This window comes from Absicoccus intestinalis (assembly GCF_033971885.1).
GTDB lineage: Bacteria > Bacillota_I > Bacilli_A > Erysipelotrichales > Erysipelotrichaceae > Absicoccus > Absicoccus intestinalis.
The window spans coordinates 1-26203 of the sequence record NZ_JALBUS010000011.1 but is presented as its reverse complement, the minus strand read 5'-3'; the positions used below and the strand labels follow the sequence as shown (position 1 = coordinate 26203).

General features: G+C 37.4%; 28 protein-coding genes and 1 other RNA gene. 8 read left to right on the top strand and 21 right to left on the bottom strand.

Annotated features, from left to right (window positions below; genetic code table 11):
- Nucleotides 1-42: 42 nt before the first annotated feature.
- Both MOZ64_RS07750 and MOZ64_RS07745 read right to left on the bottom strand, forming a co-directional pair.
- Nucleotides 43-606, bottom strand: a complete 564-nt coding sequence (locus tag MOZ64_RS07750) for a flavin reductase family protein (protein WP_320326005.1) — start codon at nucleotides 604-606, stop codon at nucleotides 43-45.
- An 18-nt stretch (nucleotides 607-624) separates the two neighbouring features.
- The gene (locus tag MOZ64_RS07745; protein ID WP_320326004.1) at nucleotides 625-2316 is read right to left on the bottom strand and encodes a 1-deoxy-D-xylulose-5-phosphate synthase; all 1692 of its coding nucleotides are present in this window, start codon (nucleotides 2314-2316) and stop codon (nucleotides 625-627) included.
- An 81-nt stretch (nucleotides 2317-2397) separates the two neighbouring features.
- On the opposite strand from MOZ64_RS07745, the gene MOZ64_RS07740 reads away from it, so the two are divergent.
- Nucleotides 2398-5979, top strand: a complete 3582-nt coding sequence (locus MOZ64_RS07740) for a DEAD/DEAH box helicase (protein ID WP_320326003.1) — start codon at nucleotides 2398-2400, stop codon at nucleotides 5977-5979.
- A 74-nt stretch (nucleotides 5980-6053) separates the two neighbouring features.
- On the opposite strand, the gene MOZ64_RS07735 is transcribed toward MOZ64_RS07740, so the two are convergent.
- On the bottom strand, nucleotides 6054-6176 hold the full coding sequence (locus tag MOZ64_RS07735) for a hypothetical protein (RefSeq protein ID WP_320326002.1): 123 nt from the start codon (nucleotides 6174-6176) through the stop codon (nucleotides 6054-6056).
- Between the two features lie 182 nt (nucleotides 6177-6358).
- Here MOZ64_RS07735 and MOZ64_RS07730 point away from each other — a divergent pair, with 182 nt between their 5' ends.
- Together MOZ64_RS07730 and MOZ64_RS07725 are read left to right on the top strand one after the other, a co-directional pair.
- Nucleotides 6359-7063 (top strand): XRE family transcriptional regulator, encoded by a 705-nt coding sequence (locus tag MOZ64_RS07730; RefSeq protein WP_320326001.1) that lies wholly within the window; start codon nucleotides 6359-6361, stop codon nucleotides 7061-7063.
- Nucleotides 7064-7066: 3 nt separating this feature from the next.
- Nucleotides 7067-7495 (top strand): DUF3284 domain-containing protein, encoded by a 429-nt coding sequence (locus MOZ64_RS07725; RefSeq protein ID WP_320326000.1) that lies wholly within the window; start codon nucleotides 7067-7069, stop codon nucleotides 7493-7495.
- On the opposite strand, the gene MOZ64_RS07720 is transcribed toward MOZ64_RS07725, so the two are convergent.
- From MOZ64_RS07720 to MOZ64_RS07705, 4 genes are all read right to left on the bottom strand, one after another.
- The gene (locus MOZ64_RS07720) at nucleotides 7470-8024 is read right to left on the bottom strand and encodes a hypothetical protein (RefSeq protein WP_320325999.1); all 555 of its coding nucleotides are present in this window, start codon (nucleotides 8022-8024) and stop codon (nucleotides 7470-7472) included. The genes MOZ64_RS07725 and MOZ64_RS07720 overlap by 26 nt on opposite strands.
- 4 nt (nucleotides 8025-8028) lie before the next feature.
- Nucleotides 8029-8436 carry a hypothetical protein gene (locus MOZ64_RS07715; protein ID WP_320325998.1) on the bottom strand — a complete coding sequence of 136 codons (408 nt, stop codon included), beginning with the start codon at nucleotides 8434-8436 and terminating at the stop codon, nucleotides 8029-8031.
- A gap of 4 nt (nucleotides 8437-8440) precedes the next feature.
- Entirely contained in the window at nucleotides 8441-9454 is a 1014-nt protein-coding gene (locus MOZ64_RS07710) for a bifunctional transcriptional activator/DNA repair enzyme AdaA (RefSeq protein ID WP_320325997.1), read from the bottom strand.
- An 82-nt stretch (nucleotides 9455-9536) separates the two neighbouring features.
- Nucleotides 9537-10130, bottom strand: coding sequence for an Rv1352/Rv1906c domain-containing protein (locus MOZ64_RS07705; protein WP_320325996.1), 594 nt, complete (start codon nucleotides 10128-10130; stop codon nucleotides 9537-9539).
- A gap of 159 nt (nucleotides 10131-10289) precedes the next feature.
- Between MOZ64_RS07705 and MOZ64_RS07700 the strand changes: the two genes are divergently transcribed.
- A complete protein-coding gene (locus MOZ64_RS07700; protein WP_320325995.1) occupies nucleotides 10290-10985 on the top strand; it encodes a M57 family metalloprotease in 696 nt (231 codons plus the stop codon).
- 28 nt (nucleotides 10986-11013) lie between these two features.
- Here the strand turns inward: MOZ64_RS07700 and MOZ64_RS07695 are convergent, their stop codons facing one another.
- The 6 genes from MOZ64_RS07695 to mgtE form a co-directional block, all read right to left on the bottom strand.
- On the bottom strand, nucleotides 11014-11301 hold the full coding sequence (locus tag MOZ64_RS07695; RefSeq protein WP_320325994.1) for a DUF7675 family protein: 288 nt from the start codon (nucleotides 11299-11301) through the stop codon (nucleotides 11014-11016).
- A 118-nt stretch (nucleotides 11302-11419) separates the two neighbouring features.
- On the bottom strand, nucleotides 11420-11905 hold the full coding sequence (locus MOZ64_RS07690; protein ID WP_320325993.1) for a flavodoxin: 486 nt from the start codon (nucleotides 11903-11905) through the stop codon (nucleotides 11420-11422).
- 181 nt (nucleotides 11906-12086) lie between these two features.
- Nucleotides 12087-12476: a transfer-messenger RNA gene (gene ssrA, locus MOZ64_RS07685) on the bottom strand.
- A 23-nt stretch (nucleotides 12477-12499) separates the two neighbouring features.
- A complete protein-coding gene (smpB, locus tag MOZ64_RS07680) occupies nucleotides 12500-12955 on the bottom strand; it encodes an SsrA-binding protein SmpB (RefSeq protein ID WP_128519453.1) in 456 nt (151 codons plus the stop codon).
- Entirely contained in the window at nucleotides 12952-14118 is a 1167-nt protein-coding gene (locus MOZ64_RS07675; RefSeq protein ID WP_320325992.1) for a CapA family protein, read from the bottom strand. The genes smpB and MOZ64_RS07675 overlap by 4 nt, the downstream gene beginning before the upstream one ends.
- 4 nt (nucleotides 14119-14122) lie before the next feature.
- Nucleotides 14123-15466, bottom strand: coding sequence for a magnesium transporter (gene mgtE / locus MOZ64_RS07670; protein WP_320325991.1), 1344 nt, complete (start codon nucleotides 15464-15466; stop codon nucleotides 14123-14125).
- Between the two features lie 170 nt (nucleotides 15467-15636).
- Between mgtE and serC the strand changes: the two genes are divergently transcribed.
- The 4 genes from serC to MOZ64_RS07650 all read left to right on the top strand — a co-directional run bounded on the left by serC (nucleotide 15637) and on the right by MOZ64_RS07650 (nucleotide 20797).
- Nucleotides 15637-16719, top strand: coding sequence for a 3-phosphoserine/phosphohydroxythreonine transaminase (serC, locus tag MOZ64_RS07665; RefSeq protein ID WP_320325990.1), 1083 nt, complete (start codon nucleotides 15637-15639; stop codon nucleotides 16717-16719).
- Nucleotides 16719-17882, top strand: a complete 1164-nt coding sequence (locus MOZ64_RS07660; protein ID WP_320325989.1) for a 3-phosphoglycerate dehydrogenase family protein — start codon at nucleotides 16719-16721, stop codon at nucleotides 17880-17882. The genes serC and MOZ64_RS07660 overlap by 1 nt, the downstream gene beginning before the upstream one ends.
- Before the next feature lie 205 nt (nucleotides 17883-18087).
- The gene (locus MOZ64_RS07655; RefSeq protein WP_320325988.1) at nucleotides 18088-19467 is read left to right on the top strand and encodes an alanine/glycine:cation symporter family protein; all 1380 of its coding nucleotides are present in this window, start codon (nucleotides 18088-18090) and stop codon (nucleotides 19465-19467) included.
- Nucleotides 19448-20797, top strand: a complete 1350-nt coding sequence (locus MOZ64_RS07650) for an aminotransferase class I/II-fold pyridoxal phosphate-dependent enzyme (protein WP_320325987.1) — start codon at nucleotides 19448-19450, stop codon at nucleotides 20795-20797. Before MOZ64_RS07655 ends, MOZ64_RS07650 begins: the two co-directional genes overlap by 20 nt.
- A gap of 1140 nt (nucleotides 20798-21937) precedes the next feature.
- On the opposite strand, the gene MOZ64_RS07645 is transcribed toward MOZ64_RS07650, so the two are convergent.
- The 8 genes from MOZ64_RS07645 to MOZ64_RS07610 all read right to left on the bottom strand — a co-directional run bounded on the left by MOZ64_RS07645 (nucleotide 21938) and on the right by MOZ64_RS07610 (nucleotide 26026).
- The gene (locus MOZ64_RS07645) at nucleotides 21938-22141 is read right to left on the bottom strand and encodes a hypothetical protein (protein ID WP_320325986.1); all 204 of its coding nucleotides are present in this window, start codon (nucleotides 22139-22141) and stop codon (nucleotides 21938-21940) included.
- Nucleotides 22142-22263: 122 nt separating this feature from the next.
- Nucleotides 22264-22581, bottom strand: coding sequence for a DUF7675 family protein (locus MOZ64_RS07640; RefSeq protein WP_320325985.1), 318 nt, complete (start codon nucleotides 22579-22581; stop codon nucleotides 22264-22266).
- Nucleotides 22582-22617: 36 nt separating this feature from the next.
- Complete coding sequence (locus MOZ64_RS07635; RefSeq protein ID WP_320325984.1) at nucleotides 22618-22800, bottom strand: hypothetical protein; 183 nt, start codon at nucleotides 22798-22800, stop codon at nucleotides 22618-22620.
- Nucleotides 22797-22964, bottom strand: a complete 168-nt coding sequence (locus MOZ64_RS07630; RefSeq protein ID WP_320325983.1) for a hypothetical protein — start codon at nucleotides 22962-22964, stop codon at nucleotides 22797-22799. The genes MOZ64_RS07635 and MOZ64_RS07630 overlap by 4 nt, the downstream gene beginning before the upstream one ends.
- 859 nt (nucleotides 22965-23823) lie before the next feature.
- Nucleotides 23824-23994: a hypothetical protein gene (locus tag MOZ64_RS07625; protein ID WP_320325982.1), complete on the bottom strand. Its 171-nt coding sequence runs from the start codon at nucleotides 23992-23994 to the stop codon at nucleotides 23824-23826.
- A 151-nt stretch (nucleotides 23995-24145) separates the two neighbouring features.
- On the bottom strand, nucleotides 24146-24373 hold the full coding sequence (locus MOZ64_RS07620; protein WP_320325981.1) for a hypothetical protein: 228 nt from the start codon (nucleotides 24371-24373) through the stop codon (nucleotides 24146-24148).
- Between the two features lie 118 nt (nucleotides 24374-24491).
- Entirely contained in the window at nucleotides 24492-24662 is a 171-nt protein-coding gene (locus MOZ64_RS07615) for a hypothetical protein (RefSeq protein WP_320325980.1), read from the bottom strand.
- 1034 nt (nucleotides 24663-25696) lie between these two features.
- Complete coding sequence (locus MOZ64_RS07610) at nucleotides 25697-26026, bottom strand: hypothetical protein (RefSeq protein WP_320325979.1); 330 nt, start codon at nucleotides 26024-26026, stop codon at nucleotides 25697-25699.
- Nucleotides 26027-26203 lie beyond the last annotated feature (177 nt).

Below are 26203 nucleotides of genomic sequence, written 5' to 3'. Positions count from 1 at the left end.
AAAACACAAATCATTTGGATTCATGTCTATTCTATCCTATTTTTACAACCATTTCTTGCCAGCATCCCAGGCTTGACCCACTTTTTTTCCAACTTCATAGTAGCCTCTTTGGAAATTATCAAACACCAATGCATGAAGCTTATCAACATCCACTTGTCCCTTTTCATCCAATACCGATTCATCAGCACATACATTGATGATTTTACCCACTACGGCATGAATGCTGCCCTCTACGATATCTTCTAATTCACATTCCATGCAAACCGGAAATTCTTCAATAATTGGCGCATTGACATGGGTACTTTTAACTACATGATATTTTGTTCTCTCAAACTTATCCTCTACCGTGTTGCCACTAGCCATGCCAAAATAATCTGCCACATCCATATGATCGACATCCGCAATCGATACGGTAAATGCCTTGGTTTTACGAATATTTTTTGTTGTCTTATGCCCCTCGCTAATAAACAAAGCAATCGTATCACTTGATGCAATTTGTCCCCATGCTACATTCATGACATTGACCTTGCCATTTTCATCGTAAGCAGCAATCATCAATACCGGCATGGGAAAAACCGCCTGTTGTACGCCTAAATCTTTTTTCATGATTGAACCTCCATCTATCTAAAGTATACGAAAGTTTTTCTGTTTCACAACTTTAATGACTGCATCCACATCAATTTGTTCGGCTTTTTCCAAAGATGGAATATCTCCTTGTTCGACAAAATGATCACCAATCCCAAATACCGTGATTGGTTTCCAAATCGTTCGGCGAACCGAATCCGATAAACTTCCCATTTGATCCGTTTCCCATACAAGAATCGGAAGATCCATCCGATTCAATTCGGTTAACATGTTTTGATCCACAGGCTTAAAGAAACGCGCATTGACGACAACCAAAGATAAATTTTCTTCCTTCGCTTTTTGAATCAATACATCCACTTTGGAACCATACGTGATCACGATACAAACCGGATGCGAACCCACGATTTCTTTGGTCCAAGAACCAATGGGAATACGCTCAAAAGCCGTATCCGTTTTTTCTACACTACCTCGAGGATATCGAATCGCAAAGGGATGGTTTTGACTAAACGCCGTATACAAAAGATCACGAGCTTCTTTGCCATCTTTTGGCTGACTTAAAACCATATGTGGCATCATTTCCATCATCCGGATATCAAAAACACCCTGATGGGTTTCGCCATCGGCTCCCACTAAACCGGCGCGATCCAAACCAATCACAATGGGAAGATCCATTCGTGAAGCATCATGCAACAAAGAATCAAAAGCTCGTTGAAGAAAAGAAGAATATACGCTCACAAAAGGGCGTATACCACCTTGGGCCATGGCACTGGCCATCGTGATGGCATGCTGCTCAGCAATCCCACAATCAAAAAAACGATCTGGAAACGCTTTTTGAAAACCATACAATTTAGAACCTTGGGCCATGGCCGGCGTAATAGCGACGATCTTTTCATTCTTTTGGGCCAGTTCCATCAAAGCATCCGCCATTAATGCAGACCAAGAATACCCACTCTTCTTCTTCATTTTTCCACTTGCCACATCAAACGGACCCACACCATGCCAATTTCCTTCCATATCAATTTCGGCCAATGGATACCCCTTGCCTTTTTGAGTCAATACATGAACAACGATGGGCCCTTGATGATCCTTGATGGATTCAAACGTTTGGATCAATGCCTTCAAATCATGCCCATTTAAAGGTCCCACATAATCCAAACCACACGACGCAAATAAAGAACGATCCAAGAATCCCTTTTCAAAGCCGGCATTGTTTTCCGAAATGGACATGCGATTATCGTTACAAACAATGATCATCTTCCTTTGTTTCGAACCAATATCCTGCAAAGCTTCAAAAGCCATCCCACCACTTAAGGCTCCATCACCAATGATGGCAATGACCTGATGATCTTTGTGTTGCATATCTCGAGCAATGGCCAGACCCAAAGCAGCCGATAAAGACGTTGAAGAATGACCCGCTTCCCAAGGATCATGGATACTTTCTTTTCGTTTTTGAAAACCGGACAATCCATCTTTTTGTCGCAATGTTGAAAATTGATCCATTCGTCCTGTCAAGATCTTATGTGTATACGATTGATGCCCCACATCAAAGATCATCTGATCTTGGGGCGAATGAAACACATAATGCAGAGCAATGGTCAATTCCACCACACCTAAATTGCTGGATAAATGACCACCCGTTTGCGAAATAGATTGAATCAAGAAAGCACGAATGGAAGCAGCTAATTTTTCTAATTCATCCAAAGATAACGATTGTATATGATTTGTTTTCATAGGCTCTCCTTTAAATGTTATAACATTTTAAAGCTTTTCTATTATACTACAGAAATTGATATAATTGAAATGGTGATGCAAATGAAATGGAAACACTTATTCCCCACTCGAATCTTAAATCGTGGTAAATCCTATTTTTACTCTGGTCAAGTCTATGACTTAAAAAAAGAAGGTCATACATTGCGTGCCAAAGTCGATGGCTATAATACGTATTTTGTGACCATTCAATTCAATGAAGACGAACAATCTTTTCTGCATATGGACTGTAGCTGTCCCTTTGCGGAAGACCACAATTATTGTAAACACGAAGCCGCTGTACTTTTTGCCTATGAAGATCAATTACGGACCCAGTCCACCGAAAAGGAATTAGAAAAATTCCAAGTACAGATCTTGCCTCAAATTAAAGAAGCCTTTTCCAAAAAAGACTATTTTTTTAATATGGGACAAATATTAAATTCCCTTCCGATTCGTTATGCTACATGGCAAAAAGGGGTACAATTGGCCAATGATCATTCGATGACCATTGATGAACCCCGACTCGCCATCAGTGAATGGTCCCATGAAGATCAAACTCAATATTTGGTAGTACAAAGCTACTATAAGAATCACATGAGTGCCTATCTCGAATTACGACATAATGAAGTAAAACGCCTAAATTGTCGTAGTTTTGATTGCCACAACAATTATGACACGTTCTATAACCATACCCGGCCCATTTGTGAGCACGAAGCCGCCCTTTTATATTTAACGATCCAATATATCTTACAAAACAATCCCGGTGATCGGACCGATCGCAATGGCTTTGTGTTTTTAGAAACATTTAATACGACAAAAACCACCAATATAGATCATCATGTAAAATTAGTGCCTCATTTAAATGTTGACATCGATTCCCTATCCTTTTCCGTTTGGCTAGGAAATCAACGCTTATATAAAATTCGATCTTTTTCTAGCTTTGTCCATAACTTACATACCCAAACGCCGTATGTAATTAGTAAAAAAACGCAATTTCAGTTGGATAAAGAAAGCTTTGATCCCGAATACATTCCCTTACTGGAATTGATTGAAGCCAAAGTTGTTGAACGAGAAAACACACCCGTTCGGTATGGATATGAACCACTGCATATTGGTGCCGAAATTGACCTTTCCGGCCAGACAATTGACGCTTTTTATGATATTGCGCAAACCATTCCCGTGGAATATGAAAAGAAACACATCCAAACCAAAACAACCCAATTGGATATTTCTTTTACGATTAAACCCTTGATGCAAAATCAATCTACGCAAGGCGTACAAGTCACAGGCCATGTACCAACAATTATTAAAGGCATCCGCTATGGCTATTATTTCAAAGAAAATACTCTTTATCGCATTCCTTTGGAACAAGCTAACTCATTTATCCATATACCTCATGATGAAAATGATGACATCACTTTCCAAATTGGCAACAAGCATCTAGCTCATTTTTACTATGATCAATTGCCAAAGATCCAAGAAACGTCGCATGTCGAAATCATTGAACCAGAAACGATTGAGGCCATCTTACCACCAGAACCAGACTTTACGTTTTATCTGGATGCCGATGATGATCATATGATCTGTACCATTGATGCCATCTATGATGAAAAACACTATCGTATGACCGATGAAATCACACTAGATACAAAAGGTTATTACTACGATCCATCTCGTCGAGAACATCGCTATATCGAACGGGAAACCGAAATCTTTCAAATTCTGCAAGACTTTGATTTTCAATATCAAAATAAACAAATGGTTTGTATCAAAGATGACGATCATATCTACAAATTTCTAACCGAAGGCATTGATATGCTCTTACAATATGGAACGGTTGAAGCCACCTCACGGTTTGAACGCCTCCAAATCATCACCAAACCAAAGATCACAGTTGGCGTATCGGTAGACAGTGACTTAATGGATATTCAAATCACGAGTGATGATCTAAGTCAAGAAGATCTCATTGAGATCTTGTCACATTATAAAGAAAAAAAGACCTATCATCGTCTGTCTTCTGGTAAATTTGTTCAAATGGATGCGCAAAGCTTACAATCTCTAGAACAAATGATGGAATCGTTGCATATGAGCCCAAAACAATTGGTTTCTGGCAAAATGAACATTCCTATGTATCGAGCTTTTTATCTGGATCGCATGCTGGCAGAAAAAAATGATCTACGTCAACGTAAGGATGCGAGCTTTAAAAATACGATCAAAAAATTTAAGAATGAAGAGTTTGCGTTGCCAAAAGAATTGCATGCCCAACTGCGCCCTTATCAAGAAGAAGGATATCAATGGATCAAAACGTTGGAAGCCTATCATTTTGGTGGTATCTTGGCCGATGAAATGGGGCTTGGCAAAACTTTGCAGGTAATCACCGTCTTAGCTTCTCATAAAGAAGAACAACCTTCGCCTTCGTTAGTGATTTGTCCGGCATCGCTTGTTTATAACTGGAAAGCCGAAATCGAGCGTTTTGCCCCACAACTTCAAACCGCATTGGTAAGTGGTACGAAAAAAGAAAGAAAAGAAATCATTGGCAACTATCAAAACTATGATGTCTTAGTGACGTCTTATGATTTATTAAAACGGGATATTGCCGAATACGAAGATGTTCATTTCCATTATGAAATCATCGATGAAGCACAATATACTAAAAATCACACCACAGCTGCAGCCAAATCGGTAAAATTGATCAACAGTCAATGTCGTTTAGCTTTAACGGGAACACCAATCGAAAATCAACTGCAAGAATTATGGAGCATCTTTGATTATTTGATGCCTGGCTTCTTGTATAGTTATGATTATTTCCGCAAAAATATGGAAATTCCGATCGTAAAGCAACAAGACCAACAGCATTTGGAACAACTACGCAAAATGATTTCACCATTTATCTTGCGAAGACTGAAAAAAGATGTCTTAAAAGATTTACCAGATAAACTGGAAAAAGTGCAATATGTTTCTATGGATAAGAAACAAACCCATGTCTATAATGGACAAGTTAGCAAGCTACAACAATTATTGAAAAAAACCAATGATGAAGACTTCAAAAAACAACGCTTTAAGATCTTATCCCTGTTGACGCGCATTCGTCAGGTTTGTTGCGATCCATCGCTTTGTTTAGAAAATTATGATGGCGGCAGCGCCAAACGAGAAGCTTGTATGGATCTCATTGAAAATGCAATCGAAGGTGGCCATAAGATCTTGGTCTTTTCTCAATTTACGACCATGTTGGAAAAATTAGAAAAAGACTGCCAAGAAAAACAAATTACCTATTATGAAATCACAGGATCAACTAAGAAAAATGTTCGTATCGATCGCGTGAATGCCTTTAATAAAAATGAGGTACCTGTCTTCTTTATTTCTTTAAAAGCAGGTGGTACAGGATTAAATTTGACAGGTGCTGATATCGTCATTCATTATGATCCTTGGTGGAATACAGCTGCACAAAACCAAGCAACTGACCGTGCCCATCGCATTGGTCAAAAGAATGATGTCACCGTTTATAAACTCATCATCAAAGATACAATTGAAGAAAAGATTCTCGATCTTCAAGAAAAGAAACAAGCATTAGCCGATGATATTTTATCCGGTGAACAAATGAGCAATACAACCATTTCAAAAGAAGATCTGGAAGCCTTGCTCCAATAAGCACAAAAGGACAAGTATACGACTTGTCCTTTTGCTTAATCTATTTCTTCTCTCTTCTTATCCAGTATAACATATCAACGCAAGCAATACTCACAAATAGCCAAAACTGCTACCAATTCAACCGTACCCAATACCAGTACTTTTCCCAAAGCCAAAACCAATAAATTTAAATTGTAATGTAATTTATGTATATTCATCTTAATTCCTCCTCCATTGTCAGTATATAAGTAGAATTGACATTATTTATGTCATGAATCCATTCATGTATTTCTTGAACAACTTCAATGTATATCATTTAATCTTGTTTGTCAAATATTGATTCAAGTTATTCTTGATTCAAAGACTAAAAAAAAGTATAGTATCCATAAGAGGAATGAGCATGAGTTTAGGACAACGAATTAAACAAGCGCGTGAACAACATGGCTATCAACAAAAAGATCTTGCCAAAAAGGTGGGTGTCCGATCGGCAGGTGTGATCAGTAATTGGGAACGTGATCTCAATAAACCCGATGCCGATAAGATCGTACAACTGTGTAAAGTCTTAGAGATTTCTTCGGCCGACTTATTGGATTGTCATATAGACGAAGCGTTTGTGTGCACTTCAAAAGAAAAAACAATGATCCACCAATTTCGCCATTTAGATTCAATTGGTCAAGAAGCCATCTTAGCTTTGCTCACCATTGAAAGTCAGCGTCAAGAAAAAACCATCCTTCCAACACGGACAATCCCCTTTTTTAGTGCACGACCAAGTGCGGGCTTAGGAAATTGGATTTTCGATAATGAAGCAGAAAACATCGAAATTATCGATGGTCCACAAGCACAAAAAGCGGACTATGTCTTACAGGTCGATGGCAATAGTATGGAACCCAAATTTCATCATGGTCAATATGTTCTCGTTCACAAACAAGAAACCATTCAACCAAATGAAATGGGTATTTTTGTCATCAATGGTGAAGTATGGATCAAACAATTTCAAAAGGATCATCTCCATTCCATAAATCCAGAATATACCGATATTCCATTCGAAGAAGGTCAAGATATTTATTGTATGGGAAAAGTGATTGGCGTGGCAGAAAGGGTGTAAACTATGGAAATACAGATGAAATTAAAAGTAAGCGCACATGATTTTTATCACGTATTGCTTCAATCGTTGATCAATGACATTCAAAATGTGACGCACCAAACCGTGACGGAAGCCGATCTGTCTTGTGGATATCGATATAAGAAAAAATCGACTCAACGACAAGGAAGCATGATCAAGGTCCATGTCAAAAAACTCGTATCGGATCAAGAATATCTGGTCCACTTTACGACATCGTTAGATACATCCGTTCTGCATTATCGTCTAGAGCCTATCGATGAAAACCATTGTCTTGTGACCTATACGGAAGAATATGATCGCTTTGATAAGCAAGAATTATCTTCTTCTGCTCTTCGTGCCCAAAAAAAGCGTGCAAAAAAAATGATCAAAGCCATAGAGCATTCGATCATTAAAAACTCAAGATCAAAACAATAATCATACTGATTGCTTCTGTCATTAAAGGAATCATGGCTGCATAATAAGCCTTCATAGCTTCCATACGATAATAGAGTATATACAAAAGGATGCTCACAACAAAAGCTACCATTAGAACAAAGAATAAGTTCCAAAATCGCGAAATAGATAGGATCTGTGCGCCATATAGAGCATTGATCAAACACATTTCTAAGATCAACCAACCTGTAATGAGGAAAAGTTCGGTTGTCACTGGCCGATGAAAGCCAAAAAACGTGATCAATACAAGCACAATATACACAAAGATGCCTATACCCATGATTCTTGAACCTGAAAACATAGAATGTCGAATCGTCAATTCACTCATTCCGTGCATACTTAGACAAACGCCAACCAATCCACAAAGGGCCGTGATCAATAATAAAACACCACGAAATCCATGGATACGATCTACGACTAGGCCGGGTTTGTAACATAAGCTCCACCAAATCAAATAAAAGATGCAACAGATGATCAAACTCAATTGTCCAAATAAAATCGATCGATGCATGGTCTCACCTCTCAATTTCTATTCCTTTATGAAGATTTGGTAAATACTGCACTTGAATCGGATCTCCTACTTTATGGTTTTTCAAATTCATATCCAAGGTCATTCGATCTTCTTCTCCTTGTATTGTTACTTGTTGATGTTCCATTTGCGTGATCTTTCCAACGATCATTGGATAGGCATGCGCATGTAAATAAGAAGAATCCAAGATGGTTGGCACGATCAAAGACATAAATAAGATCACAAAGATCCCATTCCATAAAATACCAACGATCATCATGATTCCAGTTTTATGATCTTGAAAAAATGGTGTTTTTATATCCATGCCTTTTTTGATCACATAGACATTACTGCCGATCCATACCATCAATAACACCAAACTTATTCGAATATATCGCATCAATAATTCTTGCATATAGCTATCTTATCATTTTTTCTAATGCCAACAAATATTTCTTTGCTTCCAATCCGGCTGCATAGCCAGTCAAACTTCCATCGGCACCGATGACACGATGACAAGGAACCAAAATCAATATCGGATTATTGTGGTTGGCCATACCCACAGCTCGACTCGCTTTAGCATGCCCAATTTGGGCGGCAATTTCACCATACGTTCGTGTCTGGCCATAAGGAATCGTTTGTAGTTGTTGCCAAACTTGTTTTTGAAAATCCGTGCCCTCTAACGCAAGAGGTAAATCAAAGGAAGTTCGTTCTTTATCAAAATATTCTTTCAGCTCTTTACAACATGCTTCGATCCATTTTCCCGAAGCATCGGCATGAATCATCGGATCTATGGATATTGAAGACTGTTCAATACATAAAATCGCCTCTTTTGAAGCCATGATCTGTAGATTTCCAATCGGCGTTTCTATTTGTGTCCGACTGATATCTTTCGCAAAAATCTGTCGATACCGAGCCGGACTCATACCTATTTCACGATGAAATTGATCATAGAAACTCGATAAATTCGAATCACCTACTTCGAGTGAAACATCCAATATGCTCAACCCATCTTGCAGTAATTGTCGAGCATAAGCCATCCGGGTTTGTCGGATATAATCGGAAAGCGTGATATCGTATTGCTTTTTAAAAACGGCTGACGCATGTTTTCGGGTGACCCCCATATTTTTCAGATGCAGGTTCAGTTGGGTTGGATCCTGAAAATGCTGATCAATGATTTCTTTTGTTTGGCTGGCTAACGTTTCAATCGGATCATACGAAAAGATATCCGGTCGACATCGTTTACAAGGACGAAAGCCTGCTTCTTCCGCTTCTTTTTGACTGGTAAAGAAACATACGTTTTCTAATTTAGGAACTCTTGATTTGCAGGATGGACGACAATATATCCCTGTTGTTTTCACCCCGTAATAAAATTTACCATCATAGGACGCATCACAATGTATAATGGCCTGCCACATTTCTTCTTGTTTCATATGTATATTGTAATACAACCATAGATGCCATGCTTCCAAAAAGAGCGGATTTCATTTCGAAAAAAGCGAGAAGATCCTCACTTTATTCGGAAATATGACAATTGTTTAATTTTAGATATTGTCCATCCGATACACTTAAATACGTATTCTCTTCAAAATTACCATTCGCAATGATGCTTTCCAATTGATGCGTTGCATCTGCAGATACTTCATAATAACCACCTAAGCCTGTATCTTCTAAATTTTTTGCTTTTTTATCAACAACCAATTGATACTCTCCAGCCGGAAGATCGACCCCCACCTTGAACATTCCTGATTTATGTACATTGATCTTTGGATGATCGCCATATGTATAGATCTTGATTCGACCCACTGTTTTGAGATATTGTCCTTCAGAAACCGATACAATAGCTGCTCGATCTATATTATCATTGGCCAGGATACTTTCAAATTCACCCGAGGCATCTGCATCAATTTCCCAATATCCTTTCCCTTTTAAATAATATTCACCAGCCGGTAAATCACTACCTATTTTATACATTCCACTGCGCCAATATTTGTGTTTCATCGATACTTCCACCATTTGTTCAGTTCTTGCTGACTGTGCATAAATCGGCATACATCCCATGGACAGGATCATCGTTGCACACATCATGATCTTAAATCCCTTTTTCATTTTTTTGTCTCCTTTGTTCGTATAGAACGAACCCCTTTTCTATGATCAATATAGAATGTGACATATCCAAAAAACGGGACTCTTAAAATGTTTTTTAAATTTAAAGCCGGTTTAAGGTATACTTGATACTGTTTCAAGACCAGAAAAGAGGGATATACAATGAAAAAAATTTGGAAAACTATATTTTACATTCCCGTTTTTCTGTTTCGCATTGTTCTGCATTTGATCTGGGGCCTTTTTAAGATTGCCCTTGTTGTATTTATACTTTTGGCAGGTTTTAACCTCTATGCCCAAAATAGTGATTCACAATTGGCGAAATCCATCACATCAACAAAAAATGATATTGTTCGTTATTTGACCAACAACAATACAAACGTAACAACAGATACGTATTCCTATTATACCGGTATCAAATGGCCATCAAATACCGCTACTATTTATATTGGATCGACCAATCAAGCCTTACATTCGGCATATCAAACAGCCATCCAAAATTGGAATGATACGGGTGTATTCACCTTTACCATAACGGATGATGCATCCAATGCAGATATTGTCGCTAGCGATACTTCCGATTCCAATTCAGAAGCAGCTGGTCTTACCGAAACAGAGCGAAATGTATTGACCAATCAAATGACCCATGCAACGATCACATTGAATTCTTATTATTTGATTGAAAACCCATATTATGGCTATACCACAGATCGTATCATCCATACAGCTGAACACGAATTGGGACATGCCATTGGTTTGGATCATGATGATTCTGAAATCTCCGTTATGCAGTCGGCTGGTTCTTATTATGGTATCCAACAAACAGACATCAATAAAGTAGCATCCCTGTATACAACATAAAAAAGATGGACTTCTCATCCATCCTTTTTCATGATTCACAATTCAATTTACCATGTATGATCCGACAACCACGCAATTCTGCCATCCTCGGATTTTCTTTGGTGAATGTATAAATTTCTTCACCCGTCAAATTCTGAGGGAAATCAGTCCAGAATTCATAAATAATTTTTCGATCAAAACTAAAAAAATAAGTCACAAAATTTTCTTTCACTGGATACGTATGCCAAATCATTTCATTCGACTTTTCTTTGTAAAAACGAACCATTGGACCGTAACAAGCTTCTGCTTCTTCTATTGTCATATACATACGATTCATTCCTTTCTTCGTATGCATCCTAACAAATGATCTGTCTAAAAAATGTGTCTTGATCGTGTTTTTGTTTCTTCCTTCATTAAAAAAATCCACCAGATAAACCGATGGATTTTTAGAAATATTATGCACGATCGATATATTGATACATCCAAGCAATAACATCTTCGACATCATCTTCTTCGACTTTTTGAAAAGCAGAATAGGCCGAGCCCACTTTAGCCCCTGGACATAATTCTTTCAAATCATCTTCAATATCTTGTTTGCCAACACCTCCATGTGATAGGAATGGCAAGACGGTCTTACCGGATAGATCCTGTTGTTTCAAGAATGTCGCCAATGGCAAGGCTACTTTTCCACCCCAATTTGGAGTACCTACGAAAATCACATCATACGAAGATACATCAACGGATACAGGTTTATAGGCCACATCAACATTTGCATCCATTTCTTTCCGAACCCGTTTTAATAGTTCTTTATAATTGGTTGGATAGGGATCCTGCGCTTCAATTTCACAAAGATCAGCATCCACGACATGTTGGATCAATTCTGCAGCAGACTTCGTATTACCTGATTGACTATAATATACAATTAAATATTTCTTTGACATACGCATTTCCTCTTTTCACTTATTATAGTATTCAAATTTTGCACATGTGTCTAGGATTTTACTCTTGTTTTATCAGCGAAAAGTTGAATGCGTTCTTTTTCAATATTGACATAAAAGCAATTCATAGAAGTTTCCATGATTATAACAAAAAAGCCCTTTATAGAAAGGGCTTTATTTCCTTTGGTGGAGGTGAGGAGGGTCGAACTCCTGTCTAAGCATCGTCCCACGATATTGCGTTTACAGTTTTTTCTATCTTTATGATCAATGGAACCGGATAGAAACGATTGCTCATTGATGCCATTCTAGAATTTTCATGACAAGCTTAGAATGATCACTTATCCATATCTTCTTAGTATGAACGCGTGTTGCTGACAAAGAAAGCAAAGATCAGTCAACCGGGCTGCAAGGTCTATCTACGACTCAATTAAGCAGCAAAAGCCATGCTTTGGTTTGCACCAAATACATTAGCCAATTTGTTTTTAGCAGTTAAATTTTTTTGGTTATAACGCGTTCCTTCGCGACTGTGGCAGTATCCAAACAAATACTCATCGAATACCAAAAATACACCCCCAAAAGGTACTTAATCATACCATTCTAGTATCGATTTTTCAAGGCCTTTTGAATTTCACGTTTGGCATCTCTAGCTTTATTGGCTTCACGCTTATCATGTAAATTTTTACCTTTCGCTAACGCAATCTCCATTTTTGCCAACCCTTTGGAAAGATACAAAGAAACGGGAACCACCGTATAGCCTTTGATACGTGTGGCTTGATCCAGTTTTAAGATTTCATTTTTATGCAACAACAAACGACGATCCCTATCTTCTTCATGATTGAATCGATTTCCAAATTCATAGGGAGAAATATGCATACCCTTGATAAATGCTTGCCCATTACGAATACTAATATAACTATCTCGTAATTGAACCTTCCCCAAACGAATGCTCTTGATTTCCGTACCCTTTAATTCCAAACCTGCTTCATAACGATCATACAATTCATATTCATGACGCGCTTTTCGATTTTCTACTACTATTTTTCGATTAGTCATTCTGTAACAATCTTTACTCCTTTTACATCCTTCATTACATTCTTAACATATTTTTGCACATATTCTTTCGAAATATCCTGTCCTTCACTTACCGTAACTTCATGTGTCTTTGCCTTTTTATTCGTCCATTCATGAATGGTATACATCTGATAATTGTTATAATTGGAATCATAATATGTGATGGTTGGTGTAAATGCAGCATCACTGACCGTCGCCTTTTTCTTATCATGATCATAGGTCACCTTAAAAGATGCCATACCACCAATCATATTATCATTCGCATTCTGCGCACTTATAAAATTACCCAAAGAATAATAACACAATGTATCTTGTTTATCACTCCGAATCCATTCAACCGGTTCGATCACATGCGGATGGGTACCAATGATCACTTCTACACCTAACGAATTCAATAATTTCGCATACTCTTTTTGCATATCGTTGACATCGGTATGATATTCCGTGCCCCAATGCATGGTAACAATCTGCACATCACTGACCTTATTCAACTTTTTCATATCTTTTTTAATCTTTGTTTTACTGATTTTATTGACCATCCAGGCTGTATCCGGATCATCCGGCTGAGACTCAAATCCATAGGCATAACTTGCCAAACCAACCCGAATTCCATGAATTTTCACAACAGTCGGTGTTTCAGATGCCTTCTTGGTTTGATAAGCACCCGTTACCGTAACATCTTTACAATGTTTTTGGATATAATCCAATTCTGTCTGCACACCCAACGTTCCCCGATCATAGGTATGATTACTGCATAGACTGAACCAATTGAATCCAGCATTCGCAACGGCATCATTAAATTTGGCTGGTCCATTAAACGAAGGATAACCATCCAACCATAAGCCATTCTTTGTGCCCGCACAAATCGTTTCGTAATTGATATAGTTTAAATCCGCTGTTGTATATTTTTTAATTGTTTTATAGAAATCATTGTAGTCGACATCTTTCATAGATTGATCCATGTTGCGAAAAATCACATCATGCAAAAGATTATCCCCTACACCCATGACCGTAAACGAATCCGTGTTGGTACTGGCACTCGTTTTTTTAGATAGAGTCGTGATGGGTTGGACCTGATTCATCAAATATCCAAATACACACATTACTAAAAAGGTTACAAACCAAATTCTCATTAAAACGTTCATACTTCTACATTCCTGCTAAGTGCGATATAAATAATTTTGCTAAACCTAAGAAAATAAAAAAGCCTAAAACATCCGTTGCCGTTGTAACAAATATCGTCGATGAAATAGCTGGATCTGCATGTAACTTCTTTAAACCTAAAGGCACCAAGAAGCCAAATAAACCAGAAACCAATAAATTACCAATCATGGCAATAAAAATGATCAAAGCCAAATAGAAATTTCCATACATAAAATACACAATGATAGCCGTAACAATACCGGTTGCAGCACCATCTACAACACTTAATAGCAATTCTTTTACTAGAGCTTTCCAATTTTCTTTTAAAGAAATTTCTCTTTTCGCTAACTCACGAACTAAAATCGACATCGTTTGTGTTCCAGCATTACCACCCATTCCTGTTACAATGGTCATGGTAGCGGATAAAGCCACAACTTGTTCAATTGTATTTTGAAACATCTTAACAGTAAACGAAGCTAAAAAAGCCGTCAATAAATTAACCATCAACCAAGGCAATCGCATACGGATTGATTCGGATAAAGTACTTGAAAGATCCTCTTCCCGATTGACTCCGGCCATCTGTAACATATCTTCTTCATATTCTTCAACGATAACATCAATGACATCATCGACTGTGATGATACCTAAGATAGCTCCTCGTTTATTGACAACCGGAATGGAAGTTAAATCATATCGCGAAACCAAACGAGCCACTTGTTCCTGATCCACTTCAGGTTGAACGGAAATAACTGAATCATCCATAATCGTTGAAATTCGCTGTGCCTTTTGTGCACCCAACATATTACGAAGATCTACTTCACCAATCAAACGTTTCGTATCATCGATAACAAATAACGTTTCGATAACCTCGGACTTATCTGCAATTTCACGAATACGCTGTAAAGATTGAGCAACCGTCCAGTTGGCTTTAATAGCAATATAGGAAGTGGTCATGATACCACCAGCCGATTCTTCTGGATATTTCAACAATTCTTTAATAATCTTTTGATCACCCGAACGCATTAAATTGATCAATGCTTTCTTTCGGCCAGTGGGCAAATCACCAATAATATCGACAATATCATCCTTCTGCATAAAGTTAAATACAGAAAGCAAGCGATGATCATCTATGAAAGAAGATAAACGAAGTCGTAAATCATCATCGGCATCTTCGATCAATTCACTCAAAGGCTCATCCTCTAACCATTGGCAAATCTTTTGAATATCGTCATCATCTAGATTTTCTATAGCTAGTGCTAAATCAACGGGTTCTACATCCATATAGAATGCTAAAAAAGAATCTTGATTTTGCAAGGCATCTTGCAACTTTTCTTGTGTAATTTTCTCCATAGATATCACCTCCACGAATCAATTTTAACACTGAAAAATAACAAAACAAAGCTATAAAGCAATGTACACCAAATGTATACATTTGATTTTATTTTATGAACATTTCTCTTGCATTTATTGATTGAATACGTATAATAAAAAAAGTACAGTCACGAAAGGAAGTATAAAAAATGACAAGAGTTTATAACTTTGCAGCCGGACCCGCTGCCATCCCCGAATGGGTATTAAAAAAGGCCCAAGCCGAAATGTTGGATTATCACGAAAGTGGTATGTCCGTCATGGAGATGTCACATCGATCTGCTGAGTTCAAAGAAATCATAGATAATGCCAAAGCTAGCCTTCGTCGCTTGATGGACATCCCCGAAGACTATGACATTTTATTTTTACAAGGTGGAGGTTCTACGCAATTCTTCATGGTTGCATTGAACTTGTTACAAAATGGTGCTGATATCATCGATACCGGACAGTGGACAAAGAAAGCCATCAAAGAACAAAAGAAAATTGGTTATGTTCATGTTGCAGCTTCTAGTAAAGAAGATAACTACACATATATTCCAAAAATCAAACAAGAAGATTTAGATCCAAAAACGGATTATGTTTATATTTGCGAAAACAATACTATTTTTGGAACTAAATATAAACAATTACCACCACACGATGGAAAATTATTAGTTGCCGATTTATCTAGCTGCATCTGCTCAGAACCCGTTGATGTCACAAAATATGATTTGATCTTTGCTGGTGCACAAAAAAATATGGGACCTGCCGGTGTAACCATCGTTATTCTTAAAAAAGAATTATTAGATCGTGCAGATCAAGATAAATTACCAAGCATGTTGTCTTATAAAGTACATGCCGAAAAAGATTCTATGTTCAATACGCCTCCAACTTGGGGCATCTATATGGTTGGCTTAACTTGCCAATGGTTAGAAGAAGTCATTGGTGGCTTGGAAAACATGGAAAAGATCAACCAACGCAAAGCTAAGAAATTATACGACTACATTGATAATTCAAAATTGTATACAAACAATGTCAACAAAGAAGACCGCTCACTTATGAATGTTCCATTTGTGACCGGTGATGATGAATTAGATAAGAAATTCGTTGCTGAAGCAAAAAAAGCTGGTATTGCGAATATCAAAGGCCATCGTTCGGTTGGTGGTATGCGTGCAAGTATCTACAATGCCGTTACCGAAGAAGCTGTAGATTATTTGATTGACTTTATGAAGAAATTCGAAAAGGAGAATGCATAATGTACACGGTCAAACTCTATAACAACATTGCCAAAGCTGGATTGGATCAATTTACCGATCAATACGAAATTGGCGATGATAAAACCAATGAAGATGCCATTGTCGTACGTAGTGCCAATTTACACGATATCGACTATAATCCAAACCTAAAAGCCATTGCCCGTGCTGGAGCTGGTGTCAACAATATCGATATTGAAACATGTACAAAAAAAGGTATTGCCGTATTTAATACCCCAGGTGCCAATGCCAATGCCGTTAAAGAATTAGTCTTTGCCGGCATGTTACTCGCATCTCGTGATATCTACAATGCCATCACATGGGCAAAAAGCCAAACAGACAATCCAAATCTTGCTAAAGATATGGAAAAACAAAAGAAAAAATATGCCGGTAATGAATTGGCCGGAAAAAGTTTAGGTATCATTGGTGTTGGTGGTGCCATCGGCCGTCGTGTAGCCAATGCAGCTTTACGCTTTGACATGGAAGTTCATGGTTACGACCCCTATATGACTGTCGATGCCGCTTGGCGTTTGTCTCGTTGGGTCAAACATGAAAACACATTGGAAGGCGTCTTGAAAAACTCCGACTTCATTACCATTCATATTCCTCAAACGCCAGATACGATGAATACCATCAACAAAGAAACAATCAGCCAAATGAAAGATGGTGTGAAAATCTTAAACATGGCACGTGGTGGATTGGTCAATGAAGAAGATATGCTAGAAGCATTAGATTCTGGAAAAGTTGCCGTTTATGTAACTGACTTCCCAACACCAAAACTAGCTGGTCATCCACATTGTATTCCTATTCCTCATTTAGGTGCATCAACAGCAGAAAGTGAAGAAAATTGTGCCGTAAATGCAGCCAAAGAAGTTATGGACTACTTGGAACATGGTAATATTGTCAATTCAGTCAACTTGCCTCGATGCGAAATGGAATGGAACCACAATTATCGTGTTTCGGTGATCCATGTCAATAAACCAAGAATGATCAGTAAGATTACAGATAGCTTCTCCGAAACCAACAACATTGAAAACATGATTAATAAATCACGCGGTGATGTTGCCGTTACGATGTTGGATTTAGACAAAGAACCATTAGCGGAATCCCTTCAAAAACTGAAAACACTGGATGGAATTATTCGCGTTACAACATACCATGACTAAATAATTGGATAAAACGCTTGTTTTGAATCAACCGACAATATCTAATGTGTTGCCGGTTTTTCATTTTTGAATCCTTCATTTAAAAGCATACACATCTTTCACTGTTCCATAGAAAAAAATGAATACATCTATTTTTTATTAGCATATTCATTCTACCTATGATTAAATATGGAAGTATGATCAATACATAAAGGAGAGAAGAGAAATGGAGATCATTAATTCAGTTAACAGTTTTGTGAATGATATCGTATGGGGGCCAATCATGATTGTCCTCTTATTAGGAACCGGTATCTTTCTTTCTGTACGTTTGAAATTCCCACAACTATCACGAATCAAAGATATTCGCAAAGTAACTTTGGGACGAATGAAAGAAGACCATCGACGTCAAACCGAACAAGGTACGATTGCCAGTGCCAAAGCCGGACTTGCCTCCATTGCCTGTGTCGTTGGAACGGGAAATATTACTGGTGTTGCTACAGCGGTCGCAACTGGCGGTCCTGGCGCTCTATTTTGGATGTGGTTATCGGCTTTTTTTGGCATGGCAACCAAATTTGCCGAAATTTCATTAGGCTTATATTATCGTGAAAAAAATGAACGTGGCGAATACATTGGTGGAGCCATGTTTTACATCTACAAAGGATTAAAATCCAAATGGATGGCTTATTTCTTTTGTATTATGGCCATTTTTGCCTACATGGTATGTAGCGCCATCGTCGACACCAACAGTATTGTATTAGGCATTCAAGCCCAATGGCATATTCCACCATTGGCATCTGGTATTGTGATGGCTTTCCTAACAGCCATAGTTATTCTAGGTGGAATCACTCGTATTGGTAACGTATGTGAATGGCTAACCCCACTTATGAGTCTAATTTATATCTTCATTGGTACCATGATCGTCATTTTACATTTACCACAATTGCCACATGCATTTGCCTCGATCATCATAGGTGCATTCACACCACAAGGAGCGGCTGGCGGATTTGCCGGAGCAACCGTCATGCAAATTATGACTGTCGGCTTAGCCCGCGGATTAAACTCAAACGAAGCCGGTATGGGATCCAGTCCAACCCTGAACTGTTCGGCCGATGTGGACTATATTGAAAACCAAGGATTTTGGGGCATTGTGGAAGTATTCCTAGATACAATGATCATCAATACAGTAACGGGACTCGTTATTATATTATCGGGAAAATGGGTCAGTGGCATGTCCGGTACAGAATTAGCCATGCATGCATTCTCGACCTTCCTGCCAGGATCCATCGGTAATTATTTCATTTTGATCAGTACGTTCTTGTTTGGTTATAGCTGCTTGATCACTTCAAGCTTCCTATGTGAAGTTTCAGGTGAATTTATTTGGGGCAAAAAAGCAGTTTTACCTATTCGATGGATATGGATTGCCTTCATTGTTGTAGGTTCTGTTGGTGGCTTAGAGTTTGTATGGGATCTAGCCGATACCGCCAATGGCTTGATGGCTATTCCAAACTTAATTGCCTTATTATTGCTCAGTGGCACTTTGGTACGCATATATAAAGAAAAGGTTCCAACTGGTGGAAAGATCAAAGATGAAGACACCAATTTGTGATTTTGTCAAAAACTATCAAGAAAGTGACACATCACGACTACATATGCCTGGTCATAAAGGCCAAAATATTCTTGGTTTTGAAAGCCTGGATATTACAGAAATCAAAGGGGCCGATGCCCTTTATGAAGCCGATGGCATTATTGCTCAAAGTGAAGAAAATGCATCCAAGCTTTTCCATACCGGAAAAACATTGTATTCTGCGGAAGGTTCGAGTCTCAGCATTCGTACCATGATTGCCCTGGCATACAAACGAAAACCATTAAAAACCAGACCTTATATCGTAGCCGGCCGTAATGCCCATAAAGCTTTATTATATGCCTGTGCCCTATTAGATATTGATATTGACTGGATCATGCCTAACGAAGAACAAGTATCCATTTGTTCTGTTGTGGTAACACCGGAACAGGTCAAACAAAAATTCGAACAAGCCAATACCTTACCCATTGGCGTATATATAACGAGTCCGGATTATCTCGGTCAAATGAGCGATATCAAAGCCCTTGCTGAAGTTTGCAAAGAATATGATGTACCCTTATTAGTCGATAATGCACATGGTGCCTATTTACACTTTTTACCCGAATCCCAACATCCTATCGACCTAGGCGCCTATATGAGTTGCGATTCTGCCCATAAGACCCTTCCTGTCGTAACAGGAGGCTCTTATTTGCACCTTTCCCAGCAAGCCAATCAAGAAGTTGGTCCAATGGCCAAAGCATCCATGATGTTATTTGGGTCAACCAGTCCATCCTATTTGATCTTGCAATCTTTAGATCGATGCAATGCCTATTTAGATACTTCTTTTCGTTCGGAATTAAAAACTTTAATTCAAAAACTAGATCAATTAAAAGCAGAACTAATACAAGCAAACATTCCGGTTTTACCTTCAGAAAAAACCAAGGTAACGATCCATGCTTCACAAATGGGCATCCATGGCTATGAACTCGCCGAACGATTGCGTGCCCATCATGCCGAACCTGAATTCGCAGATAGTGATTTTCTTGTTTGCATGTTTACCCCACAAAATCGTCCCATCGATTTTAAACGCTTAAAACAAACCCTACTGGAAACACCACACAAACAACCTTTACCATCCACGCAACAAGCTTTGTTCCAGGTACAGCCAACACGAAAACTTTCGATTCGCCAAGCTATCTTAAGTCGTCAAGCATTCGTCCCCGTAACCGAAGCCATTGGACATATTTGTAGTGAACCATCCGTATCTTGTCCACCTGCAATTCCAATTGCAGTCAGTGGTGAAATCATCACCAAAGAAATGGTGGATGTTCTACAAACCTATGACGTACAAACCATTGCGATCGTTGATGAATAAACCAATAAGATGCACCCAAAAATGTGCATCTTTTTTTCCTTGAAAGCATGAAGACACAATAGGATAAAATTGGATCTTTCATTGATCCGGTTTGGAAAACCAACCAGCAATATGTACGATTCTTCACTAGACAACCAACATTCAACTGTTCACATTCTCTCCATTACTGAAGTATTTCATATTATATGATCCGACTTGTTTTTCTGCAAAACAAGCTATAAAAATGAAAGGTTGTATAAAAAATACAAAGGAGATAAAGTATATGCCTTCATGACATGGCAGATGAAGCACCCGTGGTCATCGAGCACAATTACTACATAAAGGTACACTTACAGTATTATAGAACCGCATCTTATTTCTAGGAAAACAATCAAAACGAATCGCAACTTTATGACTAGATACGAGTCAAAATGTTTGCGGTTTTATTTCATCCGTTATGAATGACATTATTAAGCAAATTGATCATTCTTTCAAATTCCAGTAATATATTATTTCGAAATATCAGTAGATCATGCTTCTAAAGCGGGAATTTTCATTCAATCCTATTTATCTATAGAATTGAAACAAATGTAATACTATGATAATCCGATTATCGATATAGGCGCCCCTCTGCCCTTTATGGCGGGGGCAACGCCTATATCTTTTTTATTATTCCTTTCCATAGATTATCAACATTTATACTAGATTTATGGCTTCCAGCGGACATTTCGAATTTTGTACTAACCAAAATAAAAATCTAATTGTATTACTCCAACTTCGTGTTCATGCCAATATATAATCAACCCGTTGGGGGTGTGGACAAATTCCTGATCCGTTTAAATTTCAATATACACCTGTTTTATAGGAGATAATTCAACCTTCTTATCATTTAGACTCCAATCTAGAATTTATGAAAGTTTTTGGAGCTGGTCCAAAAACTTTCATTGTATTCACCAAAATTATTGAAGATTTATTGATGAATGGAAATCTACTATTTAATCTGACGCTTACGATCTTTCACGTGCATAACTTCCCTTTCTATTTTGCCACAAAAATGCAGGTACATACTATTCTTTCCGCCCTGCATTGTATTTAATGATCATCATATACATGATCAATTTTTTCTGCATAAATATGTCTGCACATGATTCATTATCACCACTAAAAAGCTACTAGATGATTTTTGTGAAGCCATTCACTTTCTTCTAGGGAAAGCTTACTCCAAGTGCTTGGCTTATCATCGATTGCAAGATCAGAAGATAAGTCTTGGTCTTTTTCAGAGCCAATAGGTCCATAATATTCATCCAAAGCGTTATGCAATTCTTTTCTATCCGTTGGATCAAACCCCAACTTTTTTTGATACAATCTAGCATCTTAATATCATCTGGTGTCATCGTATCACCTCAAATTCCATTCCAAAGTCTTTTAAGGCGCCTATGGTTTCAGGCCCCTGAAACCCCAACAGCCGATACAAAATAACCTCATAATCATCTTTTGTCATTCCGGCTCTCCAAATTATGATTGATAAGTTTTCCATCAACGATTTCACAACCGCGTAATGCCACCATTCTAGGATCTTCTTTCGTAAAAATATAAATCTCTTCATCGGTCAAGTTCCATGGAAAGTCTTCCCAAAATTGATAGATTTTTATCTTGTCAAAAGAAAAGAATGTAGGACCAAATCTCCCTATGGATCCAGCTTCCCATATTTTGCTTTTTGGATCATTTTTATAAAAATCAGATAACTGACCATATTCTTTTTCAGCCTCTTCCCGACTATAATACATCCCATCTGCTCCTTTCATTTGTTTTTCAATGTTAGTATCAGGGGGCCTGAAACCTCAATCGTGCTTCTTCATTTTGCTTTTTTTGTACTCTTCCGAATATGTATAAGAATTATATTCATCCATGGCTTTTTTTACATCATCAGGACATTCGCTCGTTGGTATATACATATGTCCCAATTCATGTGTAAACCATTCAGGGTGTTTAGCCCATTTTCTACTATTAGGATCTACTCTCATAATTTAACACCTGCCTTTTTCAAAACATCATCAACATATTCTGAACTCGTTCCATTATGTGCGTTATTTATTTCTGGTATTACCTCTGAAAATTGATTGTTCAACGCCGAATAAGTAGTTGCATAATCTGAAATGTTTTTTAATATCCATTCTTCTAATGTCATATTACTATCGTTTGCATCTTGTGCTTTCAGTGGGGCTGATTTCAGGCCCACTGAAACCAATAAGCAACGATCATGATGATGATCGCCACATTTAGAATTGCGATGATCACTTGAACAATCAATTCAATGATCATCTTTAAAATATTTTTCTTCTTCATATATGTTTTGACATGCTATACTAAAAGAGGTTTTAAAATAAAGCCTCAATAATTTTAATAATGATAGCCACATACATGACAATTATTATTAATTCCTTCAAGAGCTTGTTGATCAGTTTGGACCATTTAACAAGCTCTTTTAATTTACTCATGTCGTTTACCTCCTTCCTGCACTTTGAACCGGTGCAGGTCAATGCTCTTTCACAAGCCCATAGGTGTGACACTTTCGAGCGATGCGCTCGATACTCTGAGGCCTAATCCCTTGTGTGCGCTAACGAGTGGGCCCGCGCGCCATCCAAAGAACATTTAGCTGTCAAGGAACTGAAAGATAAAAGTTAAATGTTAATCATTTGGACTTTACTTATGACCTCTTCTTTTATAGGATAGGGTCTTTTATCTTTCGCACTCTAACAATAGCATAGCTTAAAGATTTCAATGGGGCTGATTTCAGGTCCACTGAAACCAAAAGCACACCGTTTCAGATGTGCTAATTAATTATTTCTGCGATTCCCTTTTACCTTAATTCTTTACAGGAACATCTTTCATATTCGAGTCTACAACCTCAAACCACTCTGGGGGATATAGGTAATCGTCACCAGAGTCATCAATAACTCTATACCAATCCTTTTCTATAGAAATAACGTCGTATACCTTATTGTGAGTGAGCATAAGGAAACTCGTTTTTCCTTTCCATTTTACTTTCATTTTAGCCATTCCTTTATTTTAAATTTGACTTTTCCTACATCTTTGTTTTGAAACCAATGTACTTCTGCAGGTCTTTGTTCCTCATAAAAATCAATTAGTCCAAAACCCTTTACATGTTGCCAATCCTTAGGATCTCCACCAAATTCTTTTGAGAACCCTTCTTCCACTTCATATCTTAAGCCTTTTGATACCCCTTTTCCGCTTTCAGTGGGGCTGATTTCAGGTCCACTGAAACCTCAACATCAAGTTCTGAATAATCCATTAAATTCTCTAAGATCTTTAGGATTTTATAGATTAATTTGATGCTTTAAGACATGACTAGCTACCATCCCATTCAGGCCAGTCATCGTCATCGTTGGCAATCCAATCCATGATAGCTTCCGCCTCGTATGTCTTTTGAGTAGGTTCATCGTCGGGTGTCATCGCTGCTACGGAATAGTCACATAATGCGCCTATCACATCATTTGGATTTTTCATATGTATGATTTCATTACCATTGGGCATATTTTCTAATATCCAATTCTTCTCTTTTTCTAATAGCATCATTTCACCTTCTTCTGTCTTACTCTATTTGTTTGTTTTTCAGAAGAGCTTATTTCAGACCCCCTGAAAACCTAATCGCTTAAATTGTGCTTTGTTCATTTATCTAAAGGTCACCATTTTTTTAGCAACCCAATCTTATCTCTAATTCTTGTTGCTCTTTATAGAGTTTCTTGAATTCTTCAAACGCTTTTTTGATGTTTTCTTGAGCATCCACTATGACATCCTGTCCAAAAATATAAAGCAATACTAGGTTCCATAGTTCTATCATTTCTTTAGTAAAATGTACTGTCATTTGGATTATACTTCTTCCTCGCACTCCTCAAACGCCATAGTAGGGAATTCACCAAACCTTTTGTCATACTCATCGATTTTGTCTTCCACATCATATGCACCTGTTATAACTATATTAGGTAGATATTTTTTGACGCATTCAAAAGCTTTATTTTGAAGAGTTTTTATGTTTGCAATAATTATTCATGCTTCACTGGCAGTTTCATAATCTCTGCAAATATTTTTGCATTTACCTTGGTTTTCACGGGCACAATTTTTGGTCTCTGCAAACCAAAACATACAATGCTTAATTCTTAAAAAAAAGATGTTAACTAATTTGTGTATTCTGATTGCTTACATTGAAACTCATGTGTTAAATATTTTTATAAAAAATACAGTCTACCTATAATTTACCCTATTTTTCGTTAGATCCCAAGTGTGATATACCACCCACAAAATGGTTATAATACAAATTGCATAAAAAGAAATTGAAGGTTTCCAAAAATCAAAAGGAATGATTAGAAATAATACTATGCCTAAAGCAACCAGTCTCTTCCCAATGATATGACAAACTTTGCGAGGGTCTAATTCAGAATAATCTCCTGAAATAAATAAAATCACTCTACTTGAGTGCTTCGTTTTCAATAAAAATAATCCCAAAGAAAGGATGATGAATCCATATATCAAATTAAAAATGAATAATTCAAAACTGTTCTTCATGAATTTAACCTCGTATAAAGCCTTCAGATCCAATAAAAAAGTGGACTTCTTCTCTATTTGTTGTGTACAACCGAATTTTTCCAGTCCTATCGAACAATGAATCAATTCAAAGATATTCGATCTTTTACAGAACATAAAATTATAATTATAAAAGAAGGATACATTATTCTCTGATTGGAGTAATAAAGTTTTCAGAAGAGCTTATTTCAGACCCCCTGAAAACAGAAACACAAAGTACTTCAGAGTCTAGTCTATTAATATCGAATTCGGGATAATCCATAGACCGCTCAAGTATCTTGAGGATCTTGTAAATTAATTTAATGCTCTCAGACATGCTCAATTCTCACTGTTTGTTTTCATGGCCCTATTATCTGTAAGTTTACTGTGTTCATAGTCTCTTTCGACATTTCCAGTCTGCGGATCGACAATTACCTGTGCAAAATAGTCAAAGAAATGTGAATCATCTATACAAATTTTCCTATCATTTGGGCCTATAGGTTTTTCTCTTGTCTCTTTAGGGACTAACAAGGTATATTCAAACAGACCATCATCATTAAATCCCCAACAATCACAGCATAAATTTTTTCGTTGATATACAAAATCTTTTCCAAGCATCTCCACGCATTCAGGCAATGCTATCTTTTTCATTTTCTTCTCAGTCAACATTGTATATCACCTTATTTAATCATATTATACAACCGTTTTTGTTTTCAGAGAAGGTAAGCGTCAGATAAATCAGTGTCTATGATGTTATAAACAAAACCCGTTGTGAACAAACAGTTATTTGTATCATAACGGGTTTATTTACATATTGTCTTTATATCACTGCACCATGGCAGATAA

What these genes read in the sequence shown, in the direction of transcription:
- MOZ64_RS07745 (WP_320326004.1), bottom strand. Translation starts at nt 2,316, where the DNA reads ATGAAAACAAATCATATACAATCGTTATCTTTGGATGAATTAGAAAAA.
- MOZ64_RS07705 (WP_320325996.1), bottom strand. Translation starts at nt 10,130, where the DNA reads ATGAAAAAGGGATTTAAGATCATGATGTGTGCAACGATGATCCTGTCC.
- MOZ64_RS07715 (WP_320325998.1), bottom strand. Translation starts at nt 8,436, where the DNA reads ATGCAAGAATTATTGATGCGATATATTCGAATAAGTTTGGTGTTATTG.
- MOZ64_RS07655 (WP_320325988.1), top strand. Translation starts at nt 18,088, where the DNA reads ATGGAGATCATTAATTCAGTTAACAGTTTTGTGAATGATATCGTATGG.
- MOZ64_RS07635 (WP_320325984.1), bottom strand. Translation starts at nt 22,800, where the DNA reads ATGAGAGTAGATCCTAATAGTAGAAAATGGGCTAAACACCCTGAATGG.
- MOZ64_RS07640 (WP_320325985.1), bottom strand. Translation starts at nt 22,581, where the DNA reads ATGAAAGGAGCAGATGGGATGTATTATAGTCGGGAAGAGGCTGAAAAA.
- MOZ64_RS07730 (WP_320326001.1), top strand. Translation starts at nt 6,359, where the DNA reads ATGAGTTTAGGACAACGAATTAAACAAGCGCGTGAACAACATGGCTAT.
- MOZ64_RS07630 (WP_320325983.1), bottom strand. Translation starts at nt 22,964, where the DNA reads ATGACATTAGAAGAATGGATATTAAAAAACATTTCAGATTATGCAACT.
- MOZ64_RS07690 (WP_320325993.1), bottom strand. Translation starts at nt 11,905, where the DNA reads ATGTCAAAGAAATATTTAATTGTATATTATAGTCAATCAGGTAATACG.
- mgtE (WP_320325991.1), bottom strand. Translation starts at nt 15,466, where the DNA reads ATGGAGAAAATTACACAAGAAAAGTTGCAAGATGCCTTGCAAAATCAA.
- smpB (WP_128519453.1), bottom strand. Translation starts at nt 12,955, where the DNA reads ATGACTAATCGAAAAATAGTAGTAGAAAATCGAAAAGCGCGTCATGAA.
- MOZ64_RS07620 (WP_320325981.1), bottom strand. Translation starts at nt 24,373, where the DNA reads ATGATGCTATTAGAAAAAGAGAAGAATTGGATATTAGAAAATATGCCC.
- MOZ64_RS07720 (WP_320325999.1), bottom strand. Translation starts at nt 8,024, where the DNA reads ATGCATCGATCGATTTTATTTGGACAATTGAGTTTGATCATCTGTTGC.
- serC (WP_320325990.1), top strand. Translation starts at nt 15,637, where the DNA reads ATGACAAGAGTTTATAACTTTGCAGCCGGACCCGCTGCCATCCCCGAA.
- MOZ64_RS07740 (WP_320326003.1), top strand. Translation starts at nt 2,398, where the DNA reads ATGAAATGGAAACACTTATTCCCCACTCGAATCTTAAATCGTGGTAAA.
- MOZ64_RS07710 (WP_320325997.1), bottom strand. Translation starts at nt 9,454, where the DNA reads ATGAAACAAGAAGAAATGTGGCAGGCCATTATACATTGTGATGCGTCC.
- MOZ64_RS07750 (WP_320326005.1), bottom strand. Translation starts at nt 606, where the DNA reads ATGAAAAAAGATTTAGGCGTACAACAGGCGGTTTTTCCCATGCCGGTA.
- MOZ64_RS07650 (WP_320325987.1), top strand. Translation starts at nt 19,448, where the DNA reads ATGAAGACACCAATTTGTGATTTTGTCAAAAACTATCAAGAAAGTGAC.
- MOZ64_RS07675 (WP_320325992.1), bottom strand. Translation starts at nt 14,118, where the DNA reads ATGAACGTTTTAATGAGAATTTGGTTTGTAACCTTTTTAGTAATGTGT.
- MOZ64_RS07700 (WP_320325995.1), top strand. Translation starts at nt 10,290, where the DNA reads ATGAAAAAAATTTGGAAAACTATATTTTACATTCCCGTTTTTCTGTTT.
- MOZ64_RS07735 (WP_320326002.1), bottom strand. Translation starts at nt 6,176, where the DNA reads ATGAATATACATAAATTACATTACAATTTAAATTTATTGGTTTTGGCT.
- MOZ64_RS07695 (WP_320325994.1), bottom strand. Translation starts at nt 11,301, where the DNA reads ATGAATCGTATGTATATGACAATAGAAGAAGCAGAAGCTTGTTACGGT.
- MOZ64_RS07660 (WP_320325989.1), top strand. Translation starts at nt 16,719, where the DNA reads ATGTACACGGTCAAACTCTATAACAACATTGCCAAAGCTGGATTGGAT.
- MOZ64_RS07610 (WP_320325979.1), bottom strand. Translation starts at nt 26,026, where the DNA reads ATGTTGACTGAGAAGAAAATGAAAAAGATAGCATTGCCTGAATGCGTG.
- MOZ64_RS07725 (WP_320326000.1), top strand. Translation starts at nt 7,067, where the DNA reads ATGGAAATACAGATGAAATTAAAAGTAAGCGCACATGATTTTTATCAC.
- MOZ64_RS07615 (WP_320325980.1), bottom strand. Translation starts at nt 24,662, where the DNA reads ATGACAGTACATTTTACTAAAGAAATGATAGAACTATGGAACCTAGTA.